This is a genomic window from Leptolyngbya sp. NK1-12, from assembly GCF_032598965.1.
GTDB lineage: Bacteria > Cyanobacteriota > Cyanobacteriia > Elainellales > Elainellaceae > Elainella.
The window spans coordinates 6,486,787-6,502,549 of record NZ_CP053586.1 but is presented as its reverse complement, the minus strand read 5'-3'; the positions used below and the strand labels follow the sequence as shown (position 1 = coordinate 6,502,549).

General features: G+C 51.7%; 14 protein-coding genes. 4 read left to right on the top strand and 10 right to left on the bottom strand.

All coding sequences use genetic code 11. The features are described 5' to 3' along the window. Positions 1-61 precede the first annotated feature (61 nt). Positions 62-904, top strand: coding sequence for a fatty acid desaturase family protein (locus HJG54_RS27935; protein WP_316432518.1), 843 nt, complete (start codon positions 62-64; stop codon positions 902-904). A 130-nt stretch (positions 905-1,034) separates the two neighbouring features. Further along, a complete protein-coding gene (locus tag HJG54_RS27930) occupies positions 1,035-1,685 on the top strand; it encodes a Uma2 family endonuclease (protein ID WP_316432517.1) in 651 nt (216 codons plus the stop codon). A gap of 13 nt (positions 1,686-1,698) precedes the next feature. Here HJG54_RS27930 and HJG54_RS27925 read toward each other — a convergent pair whose 3' ends face one another. After that, on the bottom strand, positions 1,699-2,055 hold the full coding sequence (locus HJG54_RS27925; protein ID WP_316432516.1) for a hypothetical protein: 357 nt from the start codon (positions 2,053-2,055) through the stop codon (positions 1,699-1,701). 225 nt (positions 2,056-2,280) lie between these two features. On the opposite strand from HJG54_RS27925, the gene HJG54_RS27920 reads away from it, so the two are divergent. After that, positions 2,281-3,450, top strand: a complete 1,170-nt coding sequence (locus HJG54_RS27920) for a lipocalin-like domain-containing protein (RefSeq protein ID WP_316432515.1) — start codon at positions 2,281-2,283, stop codon at positions 3,448-3,450. 111 nt (positions 3,451-3,561) lie between these two features. Continuing rightward, positions 3,562-4,587 (top strand): DMT family transporter, encoded by a 1,026-nt coding sequence (locus HJG54_RS27915; RefSeq protein ID WP_316432513.1) that lies wholly within the window; start codon positions 3,562-3,564, stop codon positions 4,585-4,587. 34 nt (positions 4,588-4,621) lie between these two features. Here HJG54_RS27915 and HJG54_RS27910 read toward each other — a convergent pair whose 3' ends face one another. From HJG54_RS27910 to HJG54_RS27870, 9 genes are all read right to left on the bottom strand, one after another. Continuing rightward, positions 4,622-7,222 (bottom strand): C45 family autoproteolytic acyltransferase/hydolase, encoded by a 2,601-nt coding sequence (locus HJG54_RS27910; protein WP_316432512.1) that lies wholly within the window; start codon positions 7,220-7,222, stop codon positions 4,622-4,624. A gap of 931 nt (positions 7,223-8,153) precedes the next feature. Continuing rightward, on the bottom strand, positions 8,154-8,882 hold the full coding sequence (locus tag HJG54_RS27905) for an aspartate/glutamate racemase family protein (RefSeq protein ID WP_316432511.1): 729 nt from the start codon (positions 8,880-8,882) through the stop codon (positions 8,154-8,156). A gap of 24 nt (positions 8,883-8,906) precedes the next feature. Then, on the bottom strand, positions 8,907-10,250 hold the full coding sequence (locus HJG54_RS27900; protein WP_316432510.1) for an amidase: 1,344 nt from the start codon (positions 10,248-10,250) through the stop codon (positions 8,907-8,909). Beyond that, on the bottom strand, positions 10,251-10,598 hold the full coding sequence (locus HJG54_RS27895; RefSeq protein WP_316432509.1) for a hydroxyisourate hydrolase: 348 nt from the start codon (positions 10,596-10,598) through the stop codon (positions 10,251-10,253). It lies immediately after the preceding gene. A gap of 1 nt (position 10,599) precedes the next feature. Next, positions 10,600-11,469: an ABC transporter permease gene (locus tag HJG54_RS27890; RefSeq protein WP_316432508.1), complete on the bottom strand. Its 870-nt coding sequence runs from the start codon at positions 11,467-11,469 to the stop codon at positions 10,600-10,602. 9 nt (positions 11,470-11,478) lie between these two features. Beyond that, complete coding sequence (locus HJG54_RS27885) at positions 11,479-12,330, bottom strand: ABC transporter permease (protein ID WP_316432506.1); 852 nt, start codon at positions 12,328-12,330, stop codon at positions 11,479-11,481. A 1-nt stretch (position 12,331) separates the two neighbouring features. Beyond that, positions 12,332-13,420: an extracellular solute-binding protein gene (locus HJG54_RS27880; RefSeq protein WP_316432505.1), complete on the bottom strand. Its 1,089-nt coding sequence runs from the start codon at positions 13,418-13,420 to the stop codon at positions 12,332-12,334. Between the two features lie 40 nt (positions 13,421-13,460). After that, complete coding sequence (locus tag HJG54_RS27875) at positions 13,461-14,594, bottom strand: ABC transporter substrate-binding protein (protein ID WP_316432504.1); 1,134 nt, start codon at positions 14,592-14,594, stop codon at positions 13,461-13,463. A gap of 49 nt (positions 14,595-14,643) precedes the next feature. Then, a complete protein-coding gene (locus tag HJG54_RS27870) occupies positions 14,644-15,756 on the bottom strand; it encodes an extracellular solute-binding protein (protein WP_316432503.1) in 1,113 nt (370 codons plus the stop codon). Between the last annotated feature and the right edge of the window lie 7 nt (positions 15,757-15,763).

Genomic DNA, 15,763 nt, shown 5'->3' with positions numbered 1-15,763 from the left:
TTCTTGGCGAGATAGTATACCGTGCTCGATTACGCTTTTCCAGCTTGGCTTGAGTTTTTGGTTGGCTGCAACCTGGGAGAGTCGAACGTTAGCACAAAATTTGGTATTTGTGCCCCTGTGTGTGTTTTTGTTTTGGTATAACGGCTTGGTTGCCAGCCATAATTTTGTTCACACTCCCTGGTTTCAATCAAATTTCCTCAACCGAATCTATGCAGCCCTGAATTCGCTGAACATTGGTCTGCCCCAGAGTCACTACCATCTGGAACATCTGAAACATCATCGCTACGGAAACGATCGCCCGGATCAAAATGGCTTAACCAAAGACCCCACTTCTACGTTCGCCCATGGTAAGAATGGCCAGCACGAGGATATGGTGTCCTATTGCTTCTTGGGACTGTTTCGCACGGACCTGGTGGAATCGTTTCAGGAAATTGTCAAGCGTGGTGGGACAAAACAGCTGAGTTTTGAGTTAATCACCTGTGTGCTTGGCTTAGTGGTATATCTGGCATTGTCCTGGCAGTATTTTCTGTTTCTGTACCTACCGTGCTTCTATTTGGGCTGGGTTTTAGAACATTTGGAGAACTATTACGAACATTTTGGTGGTATGCCAGAGGACAAATATGCGAACTCTACGAGCTACTACGGCAAGCTATACAATTCGCTGTTCTGCAATGAAGGCTACCATCAAGAGCACCATCTGCGGCCTAATGTCCATTGGCTAGATCGTCCCCAAACCCGGCAAGAACTTCAGGAAGGATTAAATAAAGCTCATCGCGTCATTCTCAACTTTCCACCGACCTTAGCTTGGCTGGAGCATCAGCGGATTGAGTATCAGCATGTGTACCGCTTGCAGTTGACAGAGTCCAGGATAGAAGAGGTGAGGGTCGAGACGGAAGCAGCGTAGTTGAATGAGAGGGGAGTAGATCGGGTACGGCAAGACGCTGTAGTTTCTATGGGGCAGCATCTAGAGTGGTAGTGTAAAGATACGCTAGGAGGAGTGAAGTCTAGGGCAAGCCGCTTGATGGGAGGATTGCATGATGTTGCTGGAACTGAGCCGATTGAGCATTCCGCCAGGGCAGCGGGTGTTATTACATGATGTAAGTTGGCAAGAGTTTGAGCTGATTTTGCAGGAGTTGGGAGAGCATCGAGCGGCTCGAATCGCCTATGATGACGGAATTTTGGAGATCATGACTCCCCTCCCTGAGCACGAAGACGATAAGGAAATTATTGGAGATTTGATCAAAGCTTTATTAGAAGAGCTGGATGTTGAATTCAGGAGTTTGGGTTCAACCACCTATAAGAATCAGGCCATGCTCAAAGGGATTGAGCCAGATCAGTGCTTCTACATCCAAAATGAATCAGTAATTCGCGGCAAAAAACGACTGGATTTGACGGTTGATCCACCGCCTGATTTAGCTCTGGAAATTGACATTACTTCTCGCACTCATCCAAGTATTTATCAAGCGCTCGGAGTACCTGAGCTGTGGCGATTCGACCGAGGAAAGTTACAGATCAATGTACTGCAACAGGGAAAGTATGTAGAAGTTGAAAACAGCCCAACGTTTCCAGTAATGCCGTTAAAGGAAGCAATTCTTCGATATCTAGAACAGAGCAGAACAGCAGGCCGGAATGCTACTATGAAAGCTTTTCGACAATGGGTGAGAGAGAGGACAAAAGACTCATAGGCTATGATTCAAGCTATGGTTCCTGCAAATCCTCGGTGGTGATAGTTTTGTCGCTACCGGGGGTTTTGTCTTTGATTTGCAGTTTGGGATTGTCGGTATTGAAGAGCGGCTTGCGGTCATTGGGAATATCGCCAATATGCTCCTCGAACACGTCGTAATCCATCTGGCCCAGGTTGGGAATATCGGATAGATCGGACGAAGTACTATCTTTGATCGGGTGCTCCTCGGAAGGATGGCGCTGATCCAGAGGATTATGGTTATCTGCGTAGGCAGCGAAACTGCGCAGTGGCGGAAAAACCAGCAGCAGCATGACGCTAATCATCAGCAAATAACGCAGGCCGATAGTGACTAGGGCAGATAGCTTCTTCATAGCGGTTTCGTAGCGGTGTGGGCTGTTAGTATGATTGCTTTCAAGGTAAAGCGACTGCACCAAAACTACGTCTGACCCAGGTTAGAGTTTGCCCCACAGCTCAGATTGACGGCCTGCGAAGTAAATTCTATAGTGCAAAAAGTTATTGTGCAAACTAAAAAAGATAGACAAGACGTTTTGCGGTTGCTGCTAATGAAATTGTGCAGGTATGTAGTCCAATTTTCGATGAAGCTGGTGATTTTGCTGGTCGGATTGGTCAGCTTAAGCTGGCTATGGGTACCGATGGCAAACGCGGCTGGAACTCAACTGAACTGGCTGGAGGCACCCCCAGCGGACACGGCGCAATTCGAGAAAGCAATGGCTCCGAAACCATGGCAGTTCCCGCAGGACTTTGGTGCCCATGAAGACTACCAGACCGAGTGGTGGTACTACACAGGTAACATGGCAACCGACGAAGGCCGAGAGTTTGGGTTTCAGCTCACCTTTTTTCGGCAGGCGCTCGCTCCAGAACCAGCCCAGCCCGTGGCAAATCAGGCGTCTCACTGGCGCAGCAATCAAGTTTATTCCGCCCATTTCACGATCAGCGACATTGCCCAGAAGAAATTCTATCCCTACGAGCGGTTTAGTCGCGGTACGGTGGGATTAGCAGGGGCAGAGACCGAACCCTATCACGTTTGGCTAGAGGATTGGTCTGCCACCGAGGTGGCTCCGGGTCAGGTACGCCTACAGGCCCAAACAGCAGAGGTAGCGCTGGACTTACTAGTCGAACAAACACGCCCGCCAGTTCTGCAAGGCGACCACGGCTTGAGTATCAAAGGACTGGAACCGGGCAATGCCTCCTATTACTACTCGCTGGTGCAACAGCCGACAACGGGAACGATTACGGTGCAAGGACACCCCTATTCAGTTTCTGGCCTCACCTGGAAAGATCACGAATATTCCACCAGCTCCTTGAGTGCGGGCACCGTTGGCTGGGATTGGTTCTCGATGCAGTTTGACAACGGCTCAGCCCTGATGCTGTATTTGCTGCGCCACGAAGACGGAACGCTAGAAACCACATCGGCAGGCACGTTCATTGCCCCCGCTGGAGAAACGACACCACTAAGCTGGCAAGATTGGCAACTCAAGGTTTTGGACACCTGGAAGAGTCCTAAGACTGGAGCCGTCTATCCAGCCAAATGGACGATCGAAATTCCCAAGCTGGCTTTGACCCTGCAAGGACAACCTTTGATGCCAAACCAGGAGCTGAACGTGGCAACCGCCACCTACTGGGAAGGAGCCGTAGAATTTGACGGCCAACAAGCCAACGAAACGCTACATGGCAAAGGCTATGTAGAATTAACCGGCTACGCCGACCGCCTCGACGCCCTGCTATCCGCCCGCACCCCGACTTAATGAAAGAGTTCTCAGTTTTGAGTTTTGAGTTTTAAGTTTTGTTGGCACAGCCCACGCATTTGGTGATAGCCCACCGTTTTAGGCATAGCGCGTAGTTTTAAGGTTTACAGCTTGCGTCTACAGCGTAGAGTACCAGAACCGTTCCGTCACCCCCTACCCCTCACCGCTCGGCTGAGCGCTCGCGTCGAAGCCCCTCACCCCCTACCCCCTACCCCTCACCCCCTACCCCTCACCTCCACAATGCTCACAAAACACCCACCCAACTCCCGCTCCGCCATTTGGGCTTTGCTGCTGCTGGCTGCCCTTTGGGGCTACAACTGGGTGCAGATGAAAATTGCAGTTCAGTATGCCTCGCCGTTTCAGTTTTCAGCTTGGCGCGTGGCTCTGGGGGGCCTGACGCTGCTGTTGGCGATGGTGTGGCTGCGCAAACCGTTGAAGCCAAAAGCAATTCCGGAAACCTGTTTGATTGGCTTGCTGCAAACGGCGGGGGTGTATGGCTTGGCAAGCTGGGCGCTAGTAAGCGGCGGAGCGGGAAAAACGTCGGTACTGGTCTACACAATGCCCTTCTGGACGATTTTGTTTGCCTGGTTTGGGCTGGGGGAACGGGTGCGGGGGTTGCAGTGGTGGGTGATTGGGTTAGGACTGGCTGGACTGGTGTTGATTCTGGAACCACAGCAGATGGGCGGCACGGTTGGCAGCAAACTGTTGGCGGTTTTGGCTGGTATGAGTTGGGCGGGTGGAGCGGTTGTAACCAAGCGATTGCGGCAGCGGACCGAGGTGGATTTGTTTTCCCTAACCACCTGGCAAACCATTTTTGCCGCTGTGCCGTTGATTGCCGTGGTGCTGCTAACACCTGCGGAACCCATTGACTGGTCAACGCCGTTCCTGATTGCCCTGGTCTATAACGTGATTCCTGGAACGGCAGTAGCAGCTCTACTCTGGATGTTTGTGCTCGATCGGTTGTCAGCCGGAACTGCGGGGTTAGGAGTTTTGCTGAATCCGACGGTGGGGGTGTTGGCGGCCTGGATTCAGCTCGGCGAACGGCCCTCAGCCATTGAAACGATGGGCATGATCGTTTTAGCCTTAGCACTGATTCTGAACGCGATTCAGGCCATGCGGTCTGCTCAACCGAGCTGAAGGGTGGCTCAGCTAGTGATCATCACAGCGCCCATCACAGTTCTGGAGTTTCGCAGCGAGCCGGATTGGGGAAATTCAGCAGCTCACCCATTGAGAAACAGACAAAGGGATTCTCTGGTACCGGAGGTTGACCGGCAGCAATCCAAAGCTTCAGCCGTTCTGGATCATACATGGCCTGTCGCAGGGCACCGTTTCCGCCGGGGCTGGCATCATCGTCGAACTGGTCCAGCGGACTGGCCTGCTGGGTATAGGGATTGACGCGGTCGCGCAGAATCCTCGCCATCACCTGGGGGTCGATCTGGCCGTAATAGGAGGTGGGTAGGCCCGACTCCAGTAGCTGCTGAAAGCGGTCGAAGCGCGACTGACTAGAGGGATCAACCGGCAGCGGCTGCTTTTCGTACATTTCGGGCAGTACAAAGTGGTTGGTGACATAGAGGACGCCATTTTCTTGTAGAGGCCGCACGGCTAAACTCTTGCCGGTAAACTCAAACACGCCCGCCTGTCTCGATTTGCCGTCCGTAATCATGATCAGATTGGCGCGGACGCGGGGCTGGGTTTCCATCACACTGCGGGCTTGCTCAAAACTCGTGGCCGTTTCCAGAATCTTAGCCATAATTTGCACATTGCTGCGGCCCACTAGCGATAACTCGTCTGGACTGTCAGGATGGGCCGTATCCAAGCCAAGCGTGATGCCAGCCACATTCATGCCAGAGTTGGGCCAGATGGCACCCGGATAGGTGACAAACACATGGGGCAAGCCGTTGTTGGGCTGCCGCACAAAGATCACCGGATTGTTGATTACATAGGGAACCGGGCGTTGGTCGTTATCGACACTGCTACCGTGATACAGCCGTCCATCAACCGTAGCCGCATCGGTAGCAACAAACTGATTGCAACCTTCCCAAAATAGCTCGTTGGGTAAGGTGTAGCCCAAAATTTCCTGGAACACATCGGCATAAGCCATCACCATACACACATCCATCGTGATGCCCAGATCCTGCGTAGCATCGGTGAGGCCGCGGCATTCTTCGATCAGGCTGGGATAGGTGCGATTCTCGGCTAAGCGTCCTAGCGCCAACCCCTTGCCAACCAACCGCGCTACCGTAAACACCCGCTCACCCAAGGAGCCAATTTCGTCATGCAGCAACTGACCATGCTGATAGCCCATTTCGTAGGGCGTGCCTCGCAGCCACACGACTTTGATGATGCCTCGGTCTTCCCGGTGGGGAGCAACAGACTGCCAATTGGCGGGTAAAAACTGGGCCACGGTTTCGGGCGGAATCGCGGGTAGGGGAGCAGTCACCAGCGGATTAGCGGCCGCTGCAATTGCTTCACAGTCACAAACTCGCTTGGCTGCGGTGGCTTGAATTTGCAACAGCCATCCTTCTAAATCCGTCACGACGGCATCGAACCCGCCTCGTGCTTGCAATTGGTTTGCCGCTATCCCAAGTCGGGCTAACCGCAGGCCGTTGAGCTGAATTTGCTGGAGCGGATAGTTTTCCAGAAACTCCAGTAGCGACAGTTGGTTGTCCTCTAGGGTCGAAAGAACCAGCGCCGCTCGCAGAGCTTGAATATTGGCTGTTCCAGAAGGCGTCTGCACCAGTTGCCCAACTTCGTAGAGGACAAATTCGCCTAACACTGTATTCAGGCTGCGATCGAGAAAGCCAGCATTGAGGTTAATAGTTTGGGACAACGCTCTGCGAACGCTGTCTTGATCGACATTGGCAACGTTGAAGTAAAACCGCCAGCCGCGAGACAGCTCACCAGTTGCGGCAAATTGAGCTAACTCACCGAGCGTAATTGAGGGACGAAACGGGCCAAAGGCGAGAACGATGCGTTTGTCTGCATTGGTGGAGCGGGCATCAGCTATGAGGACGGCTTCCTTGGATAAGGTGGCTGAGTTGGCGGGTGTGGTGTCGTTACTGATCAACTCTGTCGTGAAGAGGGTTTCCAATGCGGTGTGGGCCTTTTGATAGGCCAAGGATTCAGCAGCAGGATAGGAAGCTGGGCTAGAAGCTTGAGTTGCTGGGGTTAAATTACATTCACAAACCAATTCAGGCAGCAGTTTCTGAGCTACGTTCAGCACAGGCTGCAATCGCGTTACATACAGAGAAACATCCGTGTACACCCGTTCCAAACTGCTGAGTACTAGCCGCACATTGCTTTGCGGATACTCCTCGATTACTTCCATCACTGAGAAGGCTTCGTCATCCGCAATCGCCTGCCTCAATGCTTGTCTCAGGGGGGCCAGCGCTTCACGCCCCAACGGTTCACCAACGACTTTGTTGATTTGCAGCAGCGCAAATTCTTGAGGCAACACCGAACCCAAACGTGGAGCTATGGGGGTTGTCAACCAAGTTCGTACCAGAGCCGGATCAGATTCGGTTTGCTGCAAAAAAGACTCTAGGTCAGGCGAGAGTTCAGCCGTATCAGCAAAGGCTTGCAGCTCAGAGCGGGGAATCGATAATCGTTGGTCGTAGTACTGCAGCACAACTGTGTCGGATGCTACGGCGCGGATCCCGCAAAACAGCACAAATCCCAGGCCCAATAACAGACTCAAGCCAAACCGACCCAACTGGGGAACCCAATAAAACTGGCGGACGCAGCGATCAATAAGCTGAAACAAGTAGGGCATAAACGGTGTGTCACTCCTTGTCACCAAATTGAGTGTATGATAATTCCCCGTCTGATTGCGCCACTGAAGCAAATCTTGAATTTCTTGGTTTCTAGCACTCAAGCTAAATAAAATATAAAAAAGTAGCGATCAGGGTTGACCGCTATCTCGTTTCCTTGCTCGTTTCCTTGATTGAGTTGTTCAGCTCTAATTGCTTGTGGCACAACTTCAACTGCAGTGCCTTACTTCTTATCAGTTGTTTTCAACTCAGGCAGAACCGAGTTTCTTGATTTGGCATCAGCTGTAGCACTTTGAGGAAGCTTAGCGCCAGTTTGGTAAGGAATAGGTAACTTCTTCATAGGACTTCGATAGTTAGTAAACACTTTACTTGCTAGTTTAAGCTCTGGGAATCCGAGTGAGATCTACCTTGAGCTTGGTTTTACCGAGTCGAATTGCCTATTAGAGATATGCTGATCGGTAGATTAAATAGACAATACCCTGTTCAGCAGCATAAAAATTATTTTGGAAAACCACTTATTGTTCTGCACAAGCTTCTTATCTAAAAAAGTACTCTAATTGCAGCCAAAATGGCTATCAGTGAATGATTAACGCGATTAATATGATGCCAAGATAAAAATTAATCAATAGGTGGCAAGGTGTGTATATGCCTGAATACATTGCTTGCGACGATTGTTGATTTGGTAGTTAATTTGGCAGTTGATTTAGTAGTTAATTCGTTGTTCTCCACCTTGAAGCAAGGCATGATTAAACATGGAAATTAATTCTTTAAAGTGTCGTTTAATTCTTTGAAGCATACAGCCTTTTTCAGGCTAGTGAAGTACGAAAAACGGGGTGCAGGGAGGGGCACTGCCCCCGCACCCCTTATACCTCACATGAGTAAAATACGGGTGAAATATGCGTGAAAAACGCTGTATGTACATTAATCTATTAATTAATAGACATCAGTGAATAATCGCCCCCAGCCTTTCACGCCAATTGGATCAACGCCTGCCATCTGCAGTGATTTCCAAACCACTGCAGAAATCGTGTCGTAAATCGGGATACCTAACGCTTGCTCTAGCTTGTTCACCAACGGCGCGGCTCGCAGATTAGTGCAGAAAGTGACGATCGCTTGGGGGTGTGCTGCCGCAACCTTGTGAATCATGGCGGTGATTTGATCAGCCGTCACCTCAGAGAAGGCAAAATTGACCGATAGATCCAGGTGTTGTTCAGCTATGCAGTCAAAGCCCTCCTTGGCAAAGTTGGTGATGATCTGCTCCTGCACCTCCATCAGATAGGGCGTCACCAGGCCAAACTGCGTGATGTGACGATCGCGCAAAATCTCTACAATTGCCAACACTGAAGTTGTTGCCGGAATGCCGGTGGCAGCTGTAATCTCCTGGCAAAGCTGTATATCGGCCTCAAAGCCCAACCAGCCAGCGGAGGTGCCATTCCAGGCAATCACGTCTACATGGGCATCGGCCAGCAGTCGAGCTGCTTCTAGTAGGGGCGCATTGTCAAACTGGGCGAGTGCCTGTTCCCGCAGCGAAATTTCCGTGACGCGAAAGCGGCCAAAATGCGCTGAAACATTGGGCAACTCAGCCACCATTGCACTCGTAACTGGCTCTAGCGTGGTATTAGAAGAGGGGGTGAGCATCCCCAGCAGCACTCGTTTAGTCATGTTTAATCATGGTCACGTTTCAACTCAGTACAAATGGCAATTGGCATAGTTGGACAGCGGATGAGTGGACAAGCAACCCATCACCCAATCAGTAAGCGCTAGCAAATCAAAGTCTCGCAATCGCGCGGCCACCAGCTGAATTGCCAGCGGTAAACCATTGCTGGCGGTTCGGACTGGAATAGCAATGGCAGGCAAGCCGCACAGGGTCCACAGGGCACAGAAGATGGGGGAGCCAGTGTTTTCTAGGCCGTGGGGAGCCGGACCTGTGGTGACAGGCGTGAGAATTGCGTCAACGTCTCGCCACAGGTTTGATAAATGAAGCGTGTAATTAACGGCAGCCTGTCTAGCGTGGGCATAGGCCGTGGCTGAAATGCGGCGTCCTTCTTCAATCACTTGCCGTAGTTTGGGCGACATTTGATCGGCACAGCGATCGTAATCTGCACCATGATTGGCGGCCATACTAGCAGCGGCGAGAACGTTAATCTGCTCGAAATGAGTCGTAAACTCTGGCGGTAAGCCGATCTCGGTGATGATTGCCCCTGCGGCAGTCAACGCGGTTGCAGTGTCGAGTAAGGCTGCTTTGGCTTCAGATTCTAGCCATGATGCGTGGGGTTCGAGCATCAGGGCTAATTTGGGTGGAGTAGGGTTAGGCGAGCTGGGAGCAAGCGTGCCGTAGCAGTCGGGGTCACGCGGATCGGTGGCAGCCAAAACCTTGAGCGTTCGTTGAATGTCGGCAACGGTGTGGGCAAAGATTCCAACATGATCAAGCTCGCGGCAGCTTGGCATTAGGCCATAGCGAGAGATGGTGCCAAAACTGGGCTTGAAACCAAGGATGCCACAGTAAGCAGCAGGGCGCAGGATTGACCCCACCATTTGCGTGCCAATGGCTACCGGCACCATTCCATCTGCTACAGCGGCGGCTGAACCGCTAGAACTAGCTCCCGGCGTGTGCTCTAGGTTATGGGGATTGCGCGTTTTGTTGGGGCGGGCGATGGCATACTCGGTGGTGACGGTTTTGCCGAGAATAATCGCCCCAGCCGCTCGCAAGCGTTCTACCACGGCAGCATCATAGCCAAGCTGTTGTCCAGCGTGAATGGGAGTGCCCCAATTAGTCGGGAAATCACGGGTGGCAAAGGTGTCTTTAATCCCGATTGGAATACCGTGCAGGGGGGCCAAGGGTTGGCCTGCGGCTTGAGCTGCATCACATCGCTGGGCCTGCTGAAGAGCAGAATCGAGGTCGAGCGTTTCCCACGCACCAACGAGCGGCTCTCGCTGCTTAATGCGCTCCAGATAAAGTTGCAGCAGTTCTACAGCAGAAATCTGGCCCTGCTGTAAGGACACTAGCGCAGCTTCAGCGGTTATCACCATTTACCCTCCCCGGAATAGGGAAAACCCCCAGGGGGAAACCTTGAGCGGCAAATGATAATGCTGCTGCACATCGCTAACTCCAAACCGAAACGGCATCACGTCCACAAACGGAAAATCGGGCAATGGATAGCCGAGTTGACGGTAGAAGTCGCCCACGTAAAAAACCACTTCGTAAACACCAGGCTCAACTTGTTTTTGGGCAATTGGATGGTCTAAGGTACCTTTGCTAGATAAGCAGCCTTCGGCGATCGGTTCCGGCACTCCCAGCTGAAAGATTTCCACCTGCATGCTTTCAGCCGGTAATCCTCGCGTCACATCCACCACATGCACTGAAATGCCACCACTCATATCAAGATTTAACCAAGAATTTCGACAAGCCAGATACTCGTTCCATGAATATCATCAGCAATGCCGTGGATAAGATTAGCAAGCCCGAAATCGCAGCCGCACGGACATCCAAATCGTTCTCGATCATTGACCACATCCGAATTGGCAGCACCTCGGTGCGGGAATCGGATAGAAATAGCGAAACGGTAATATTATCAAACGAACTCAGGAATGCCATAAAGGCACCTGTAATTACGCCTTGTTTGATTAATGGCAACGTCACGTGAAAGAAGGTATAGATCGGACCGGCACCCAAAACCGTTGACGCTTCTCGCAGCGAGTTACCCAACTGGGTCAAACTAGCCAACGTTGTCCGAACTACATAGGGAATACAGATAACAACGTGACTGATCACCAGCGTAACCACAGACAGCCGCCAGCCGATCATGCTAAAAAACGTCAGCATGCCTAAACCAACTGCAATGCCGGGTAAGGCGAGCGGCGACATCACCAACGCATCCATTGCCGCCACCCAGCGGGCACGGCTTCCGGCCATTGCCAGAGACGCGCAAACGCCTAGCACCACACAGAGAAGCGTGGCCCAAAACGCGACCTGAAAGCTAGTCACGGCTGCCGACCACAGTTCGGGGTAGTTGAATAGGGCCAGATACCATTGCAGCGAAAAGCCAGGAGGGGGAAATCGCAGGGTTTGGGCAGAACTGAATGAGGCGATCAAGACGATCAGGGTGGGCAGGGTGAGCATCAGCAAACTGAAGACCGCAATACCGCCAATCACCCAATTAAAGGAAAGCTGATCGAGCTGAGTGGCAGAACTGGACGCCGATCGCGCTGGTGCATGAGTTGATGTATTCGTTGACGCAGCAGATGACATAGTGAACTCCTAACGAATATAAGCACGGCTCTTTTGACCCAGCGTGCTGAGGCCAATCACAACCGCCAATACAACCGCCAACAAAATCGCCGAAACAGCCGCTGCAAACGGCCCGTTCAGCAATACGACCGCCTGTTGATAAATCAGCGTTGGCATATACATTACTTGGCCGCCGCCAATAATTGACGGAGTCACAAAGGAGCTGACGGTGATGGCAAACACGAGTAGACAGCCAGAGATGACACCAGGTAATGTCAAGGGAAAAATGATTTTCCAGAAAGTGCGCCAAGCTCCGCCGCCCAAACTGGCAGAGGCCGCCGCCAAGCGTGGATCAACCTGGGAAAGAGAGGCAACGATTGGCAGAATCATTAGCGGCAATTGAATTTGGGTCATGGCGATCGCCACCCCATGATGGGTAAACAGTAATTTGATCGGTTCTCCAATTAATCCCAGGTTCTGCAAGAAGGTATTCACCAATCCCTGTTTGCCTAAAATCACCACCCAGCCAAAGGTCCGTACCACTGCACTAGTCAACAGCGGTAGCAGAATCAAAAACGTCAAGATTCCTTTCCACTTCCCCGGTGCATTCGCGAACACGTAGGCGACTGGATATCCCAAAATCAAACAGGCCAGCGTCACCTGAATGCCGAGAAAGATGGTATCGCGCAAAACCTTCAGGTTGACCGGATCGCGAAAGAATTCGCCGTACTGCCCCAAACTAAAGCCAGGTACACCGGCAGCCTGTTGAAAGCTGGAGGCCAGCAAAACGGCCAGCGGTATCACATAAAACAAATGTAAGAAGATAGCCAGCGGCAGAGCCAACTGCCCTTCCCGTGGTGTGAATAACTTGGCAATGTTCATGCTAAATTTTGACCTCCTTGTTAAAGCGTTCAATCCAAGCAGCACGGTTTTGGTTGATGATCTTCCAATCGGGAATAAACAAGATATCGCTCAGTTCTGTCATTGTCGTTTTGCCTAGCTTGGTAGCCAACTCTGCGGGCACAGGTGCATCTTTGTGGGTAGGCAAAAAATTGTAGGGAGGCTGGGCCATTGCCGTTTGGATGTCCAACGAAAGCGCCTGATCGATATAGCTAGCAGCTAATTCGCGACCGGCTGGCGCATTCTTTACTGCTTGTAGCGACGAGCTAGAGGAAGCTAATTTATCGGTGGGCGCAATCCAATCTACCGAGGCTCCCTTGGCTTTGATGCCGCTAATGTAGTCAAACCAGTGGGGGGCAATATCAATCTCCCCTTGTTCAAGCAGCGTCGCTAAGGTCCCTGGATTCGGCGCAACGGCAGCCAAATTAGGTCGCAACTCGGCCAACTTTCTAAAGGCAGCTTCGGCGTCGTTTTCGCCACCGCCTTCTAGGCGAGCAAGTTCCACTAGGAAGGTGGTGCCTAATCCGCTTTTGATAGAAGGCAGCCCGACACGATCGCGATACCCCGGTTTCCAAAGATCGAGCAGTGAGGTAGGAGGTGTCGAGATGCGTTTGGGATTGTAGGCAATGCCCAAGACTTGAGAGGCAACCATCGGAGCCAAACCTTCGTTGTGGTACTGCGGCAAGATATTTGCGTAGTGTTGGCTAAGTTCCGCTGAAAAGGGTTCTAAAACCCCTTCCTCTGCTGCCATAAACATCGGTCCTTCTGGAATCAGCACCACGTCATAGGGCGGATTTTGTTTAGCCGCAATAATCTTGGTGACGGCCTCTAAACCTGGCTCTGAGATCACCTTTACATCGGCATTGTGCTTTTGCGTAAAGCTGCCTACGAGCTTGGTGCGGTGTCCTTCTTCCCAGGAACCTCCATAGGTTGTGACGATGAGCTGTCCTTTGCTGGTGCTAGTTGCCTCTGATGGTGTATTACAGCCTTTCAGGATTAAACTAGTGCCAACAAACAATCCTGCTCCCAAGAGCGAGCGACGAGTCAGGCGTTCATAAGTTCGGTAAGACATTGAGAAACACCTCCTGGAATGAGCAGATGAATAAGCAGGTTTACACCTGTACAATCTTGTCAAACTCGGCAACCCATTCCGTTCGGTTCTTGTTGATTGTGGCCCAATCGAGAAATTCTAGTTTGGTCAAGATCTCATCCAAGTTGTTGCCAAGCTTTTGGGCAATTGCAGCCGGGATGGGCACATTTTTGTTAGTTGGCAGCACGTAGCTCGTCTCGGTCATTTGGGTCTGAACATCGGTGCTAATCGCCGTATCGATGTAGGCGGCAGCCAAATCTACGCTAGTGGTGGGATTTTTGACAATGCTCATGGTAGGCGTCAGGGCAAAGCCACCTTCCTTGGGCATCACCCAATCAATATCCACGCCTTTCGACTGGAGTAGTTTGACGCTGTTCAAATCATGCGGCGCAATGTCTACTTCTCCCTGCTGGAACAAGGTAATCAATGCTCCCGCATTGGCAACCACTCCGGCCAGATTCGGGGCCAGTTTCTCTAGTTCTGCAAAGGCTGGGTCCAGATTTTCGGTGCTGCCACCATGCATTTTGGCGACCTTTTGCATAAAGCCGATCGTGTGGTTGTTCTTCATGGCCATCAGCGCCACTCGCCCCTTGTATTTGTCATCCCACAAATCGGCCCAGGAGGTGGGAGGCGTGGTAATCACCTTGGGGTTGTAGGCAATGCCCACCGCTTGAATCCCGATCAGCGGCCCCCAGGTGTCCTGGCTCTGGAAGCGCTCCGCCAAATCGGCGTAATTCTTGAGCTTGTCAAGCGGCAGCTTTTGAAATAACTCCTCCTTGGGTGCACCATCAAATACACCATAGTCCAACGACACGACATCAAAGGGAGGACTGCTGGGAGAGGCTTTCAGCTTGGCAATCTGATCGGCTGATACCAGCGGCACCAGCGAGGTTTCCGCACCTGTATCAGCCTTAAACTTGGAGACAACCGCCGTGCGGTTAAACTGCTCCCAGGATCCGGGCAAAGTCGTGGCGATTAGCTTGCCGCCTGTTTGACTGGCTGTATTGCTGGTTGCATTACTAGCTGCATTACTAGCTGCATTACTGCCGGTACTGGCTGAGTTGGTACAGCTTTTGAGTAAGATGCCTGCCCCTGTAAATGCGGCTGCACCCAGCAGTGAGCGGCGGCTCATTTTGGCAAAGAAAGAATTGGACATGGTGTGTTCTGTAATAGTTTGTAGAGTTTTCAATCAAGTACCAATTAAATTACACCTGAACTTCTCGATCGAATCGTTCGATCCATTCTGTCCGATTTCTGTTAATTTCATTCCAGTTCAATAGCACCAGCTTTTCCAGAACTTTAGCTGCGCTGTTGCTGCCCAGCTTTTCTTCCAGCAGGCCAGAGAGGGACACATTGCCGTTGGATGGTACAAAGTAATAAGGTTCAGATGCCATTGCCTGCTGCACCTCTGTACTGAGAGCGGCATTGATGAAGGCCGCCGCCAACTTTGGATCAACCGAAGTATTTTTGACAATCTGCTGCGCTGGGCGGAGGGCAATTCCGCCTTCTTTTGGCATCACCCAGTCAATATCCGCTCCCTTCTGCTTCAGAGCAACCACATTGTTCAAGTCGTGAGGGGCAATCACCACTTCTTCCTGCTGGAATAGCGTCGCCAATGCTCCGGCATTTGAGGCAATGCCTGCAAAATTTGGCTTGAGTTCCTGAAGCGCCTGAAACGCAGGTTCGATATCGGTCTCACTGCCGCCATTCAGCTTGGCAATTTGCACCATGAAGGAGGTGCCCTGGGTCGTTTTCATGCCCTGCATCGACACCCGGCCTCTATACTGAGAACCCCAAAGGTCTTTCCAGGAACTAGGTGGCGTCGATACAAGCTTGGGATTGTAGGCAATGCCCATCACCTGGACGCCGGTGGTTGGCCCCCATCCTTCTGGATTTTTCAGTTCGGGTAATACATCAGCGTAGTTGCTGACTAAATCAACCGGCAACTTCTCAAATAGCTCATCCTTCGCAGCTGCGTTGAAGGGACCTTCATCCAGTAAGGCCAGATCAAATGGCGGGTTTTGCGGCGATGCTGTAAGTTGGGCAACTTGCTCTAAAGATACCATTGGGGTAATCCGAGCTTCGCCTCCCGTGTCTTTCACAAAGGCAGGCACTAACACCTGCCGGTAAAACTGCTCCCAACTGCCGGCGAAGCAAGTCGCAATCAAACTTCCGCCCCCTGCCGGACTTGCAGCATCGCTGGTAGCGGTTGAGCTAGTGGTAACGCCGCAGGCTTTGAGGGCGAAACTCGTGCCCGCAAACAAACTTGCTCCCAGCAGCGATCGACGAGTGAAACAGACGATGTCATGAGCAGACATAGAAGTT

Bases quoted from the DNA above. Each gene is read 5' to 3' on its own strand.
- HJG54_RS27885 (WP_316432506.1), bottom strand. From the start codon at position 12,330: ATGAACATTGCCAAGTTATTCACACCACGGGAAGGGCAGTTGGCTCTG.
- HJG54_RS27900 (WP_316432510.1), bottom strand. From the start codon at position 10,250: ATGGTGATAACCGCTGAAGCTGCGCTAGTGTCCTTACAGCAGGGCCAG.
- HJG54_RS27930 (WP_316432517.1), top strand. From the start codon at position 1,035: ATGATGTTGCTGGAACTGAGCCGATTGAGCATTCCGCCAGGGCAGCGG.
- HJG54_RS27875 (WP_316432504.1), bottom strand. From the start codon at position 14,594: ATGTCCAATTCTTTCTTTGCCAAAATGAGCCGCCGCTCACTGCTGGGT.
- HJG54_RS27895 (WP_316432509.1), bottom strand. From the start codon at position 10,598: ATGAGTGGTGGCATTTCAGTGCATGTGGTGGATGTGACGCGAGGATTA.
- HJG54_RS27880 (WP_316432505.1), bottom strand. From the start codon at position 13,420: ATGTCTTACCGAACTTATGAACGCCTGACTCGTCGCTCGCTCTTGGGA.
- HJG54_RS27890 (WP_316432508.1), bottom strand. From the start codon at position 11,469: ATGTCATCTGCTGCGTCAACGAATACATCAACTCATGCACCAGCGCGA.
- HJG54_RS27925 (WP_316432516.1), bottom strand. From the start codon at position 2,055: ATGAAGAAGCTATCTGCCCTAGTCACTATCGGCCTGCGTTATTTGCTG.
- HJG54_RS27870 (WP_316432503.1), bottom strand. From the start codon at position 15,756: ATGTCTGCTCATGACATCGTCTGTTTCACTCGTCGATCGCTGCTGGGA.
- HJG54_RS27920 (WP_316432515.1), top strand. From the start codon at position 2,281: ATGAAGCTGGTGATTTTGCTGGTCGGATTGGTCAGCTTAAGCTGGCTA.
- HJG54_RS27910 (WP_316432512.1), bottom strand. From the start codon at position 7,222: ATGCCCTACTTGTTTCAGCTTATTGATCGCTGCGTCCGCCAGTTTTAT.
- HJG54_RS27905 (WP_316432511.1), bottom strand. From the start codon at position 8,882: ATGACTAAACGAGTGCTGCTGGGGATGCTCACCCCCTCTTCTAATACC.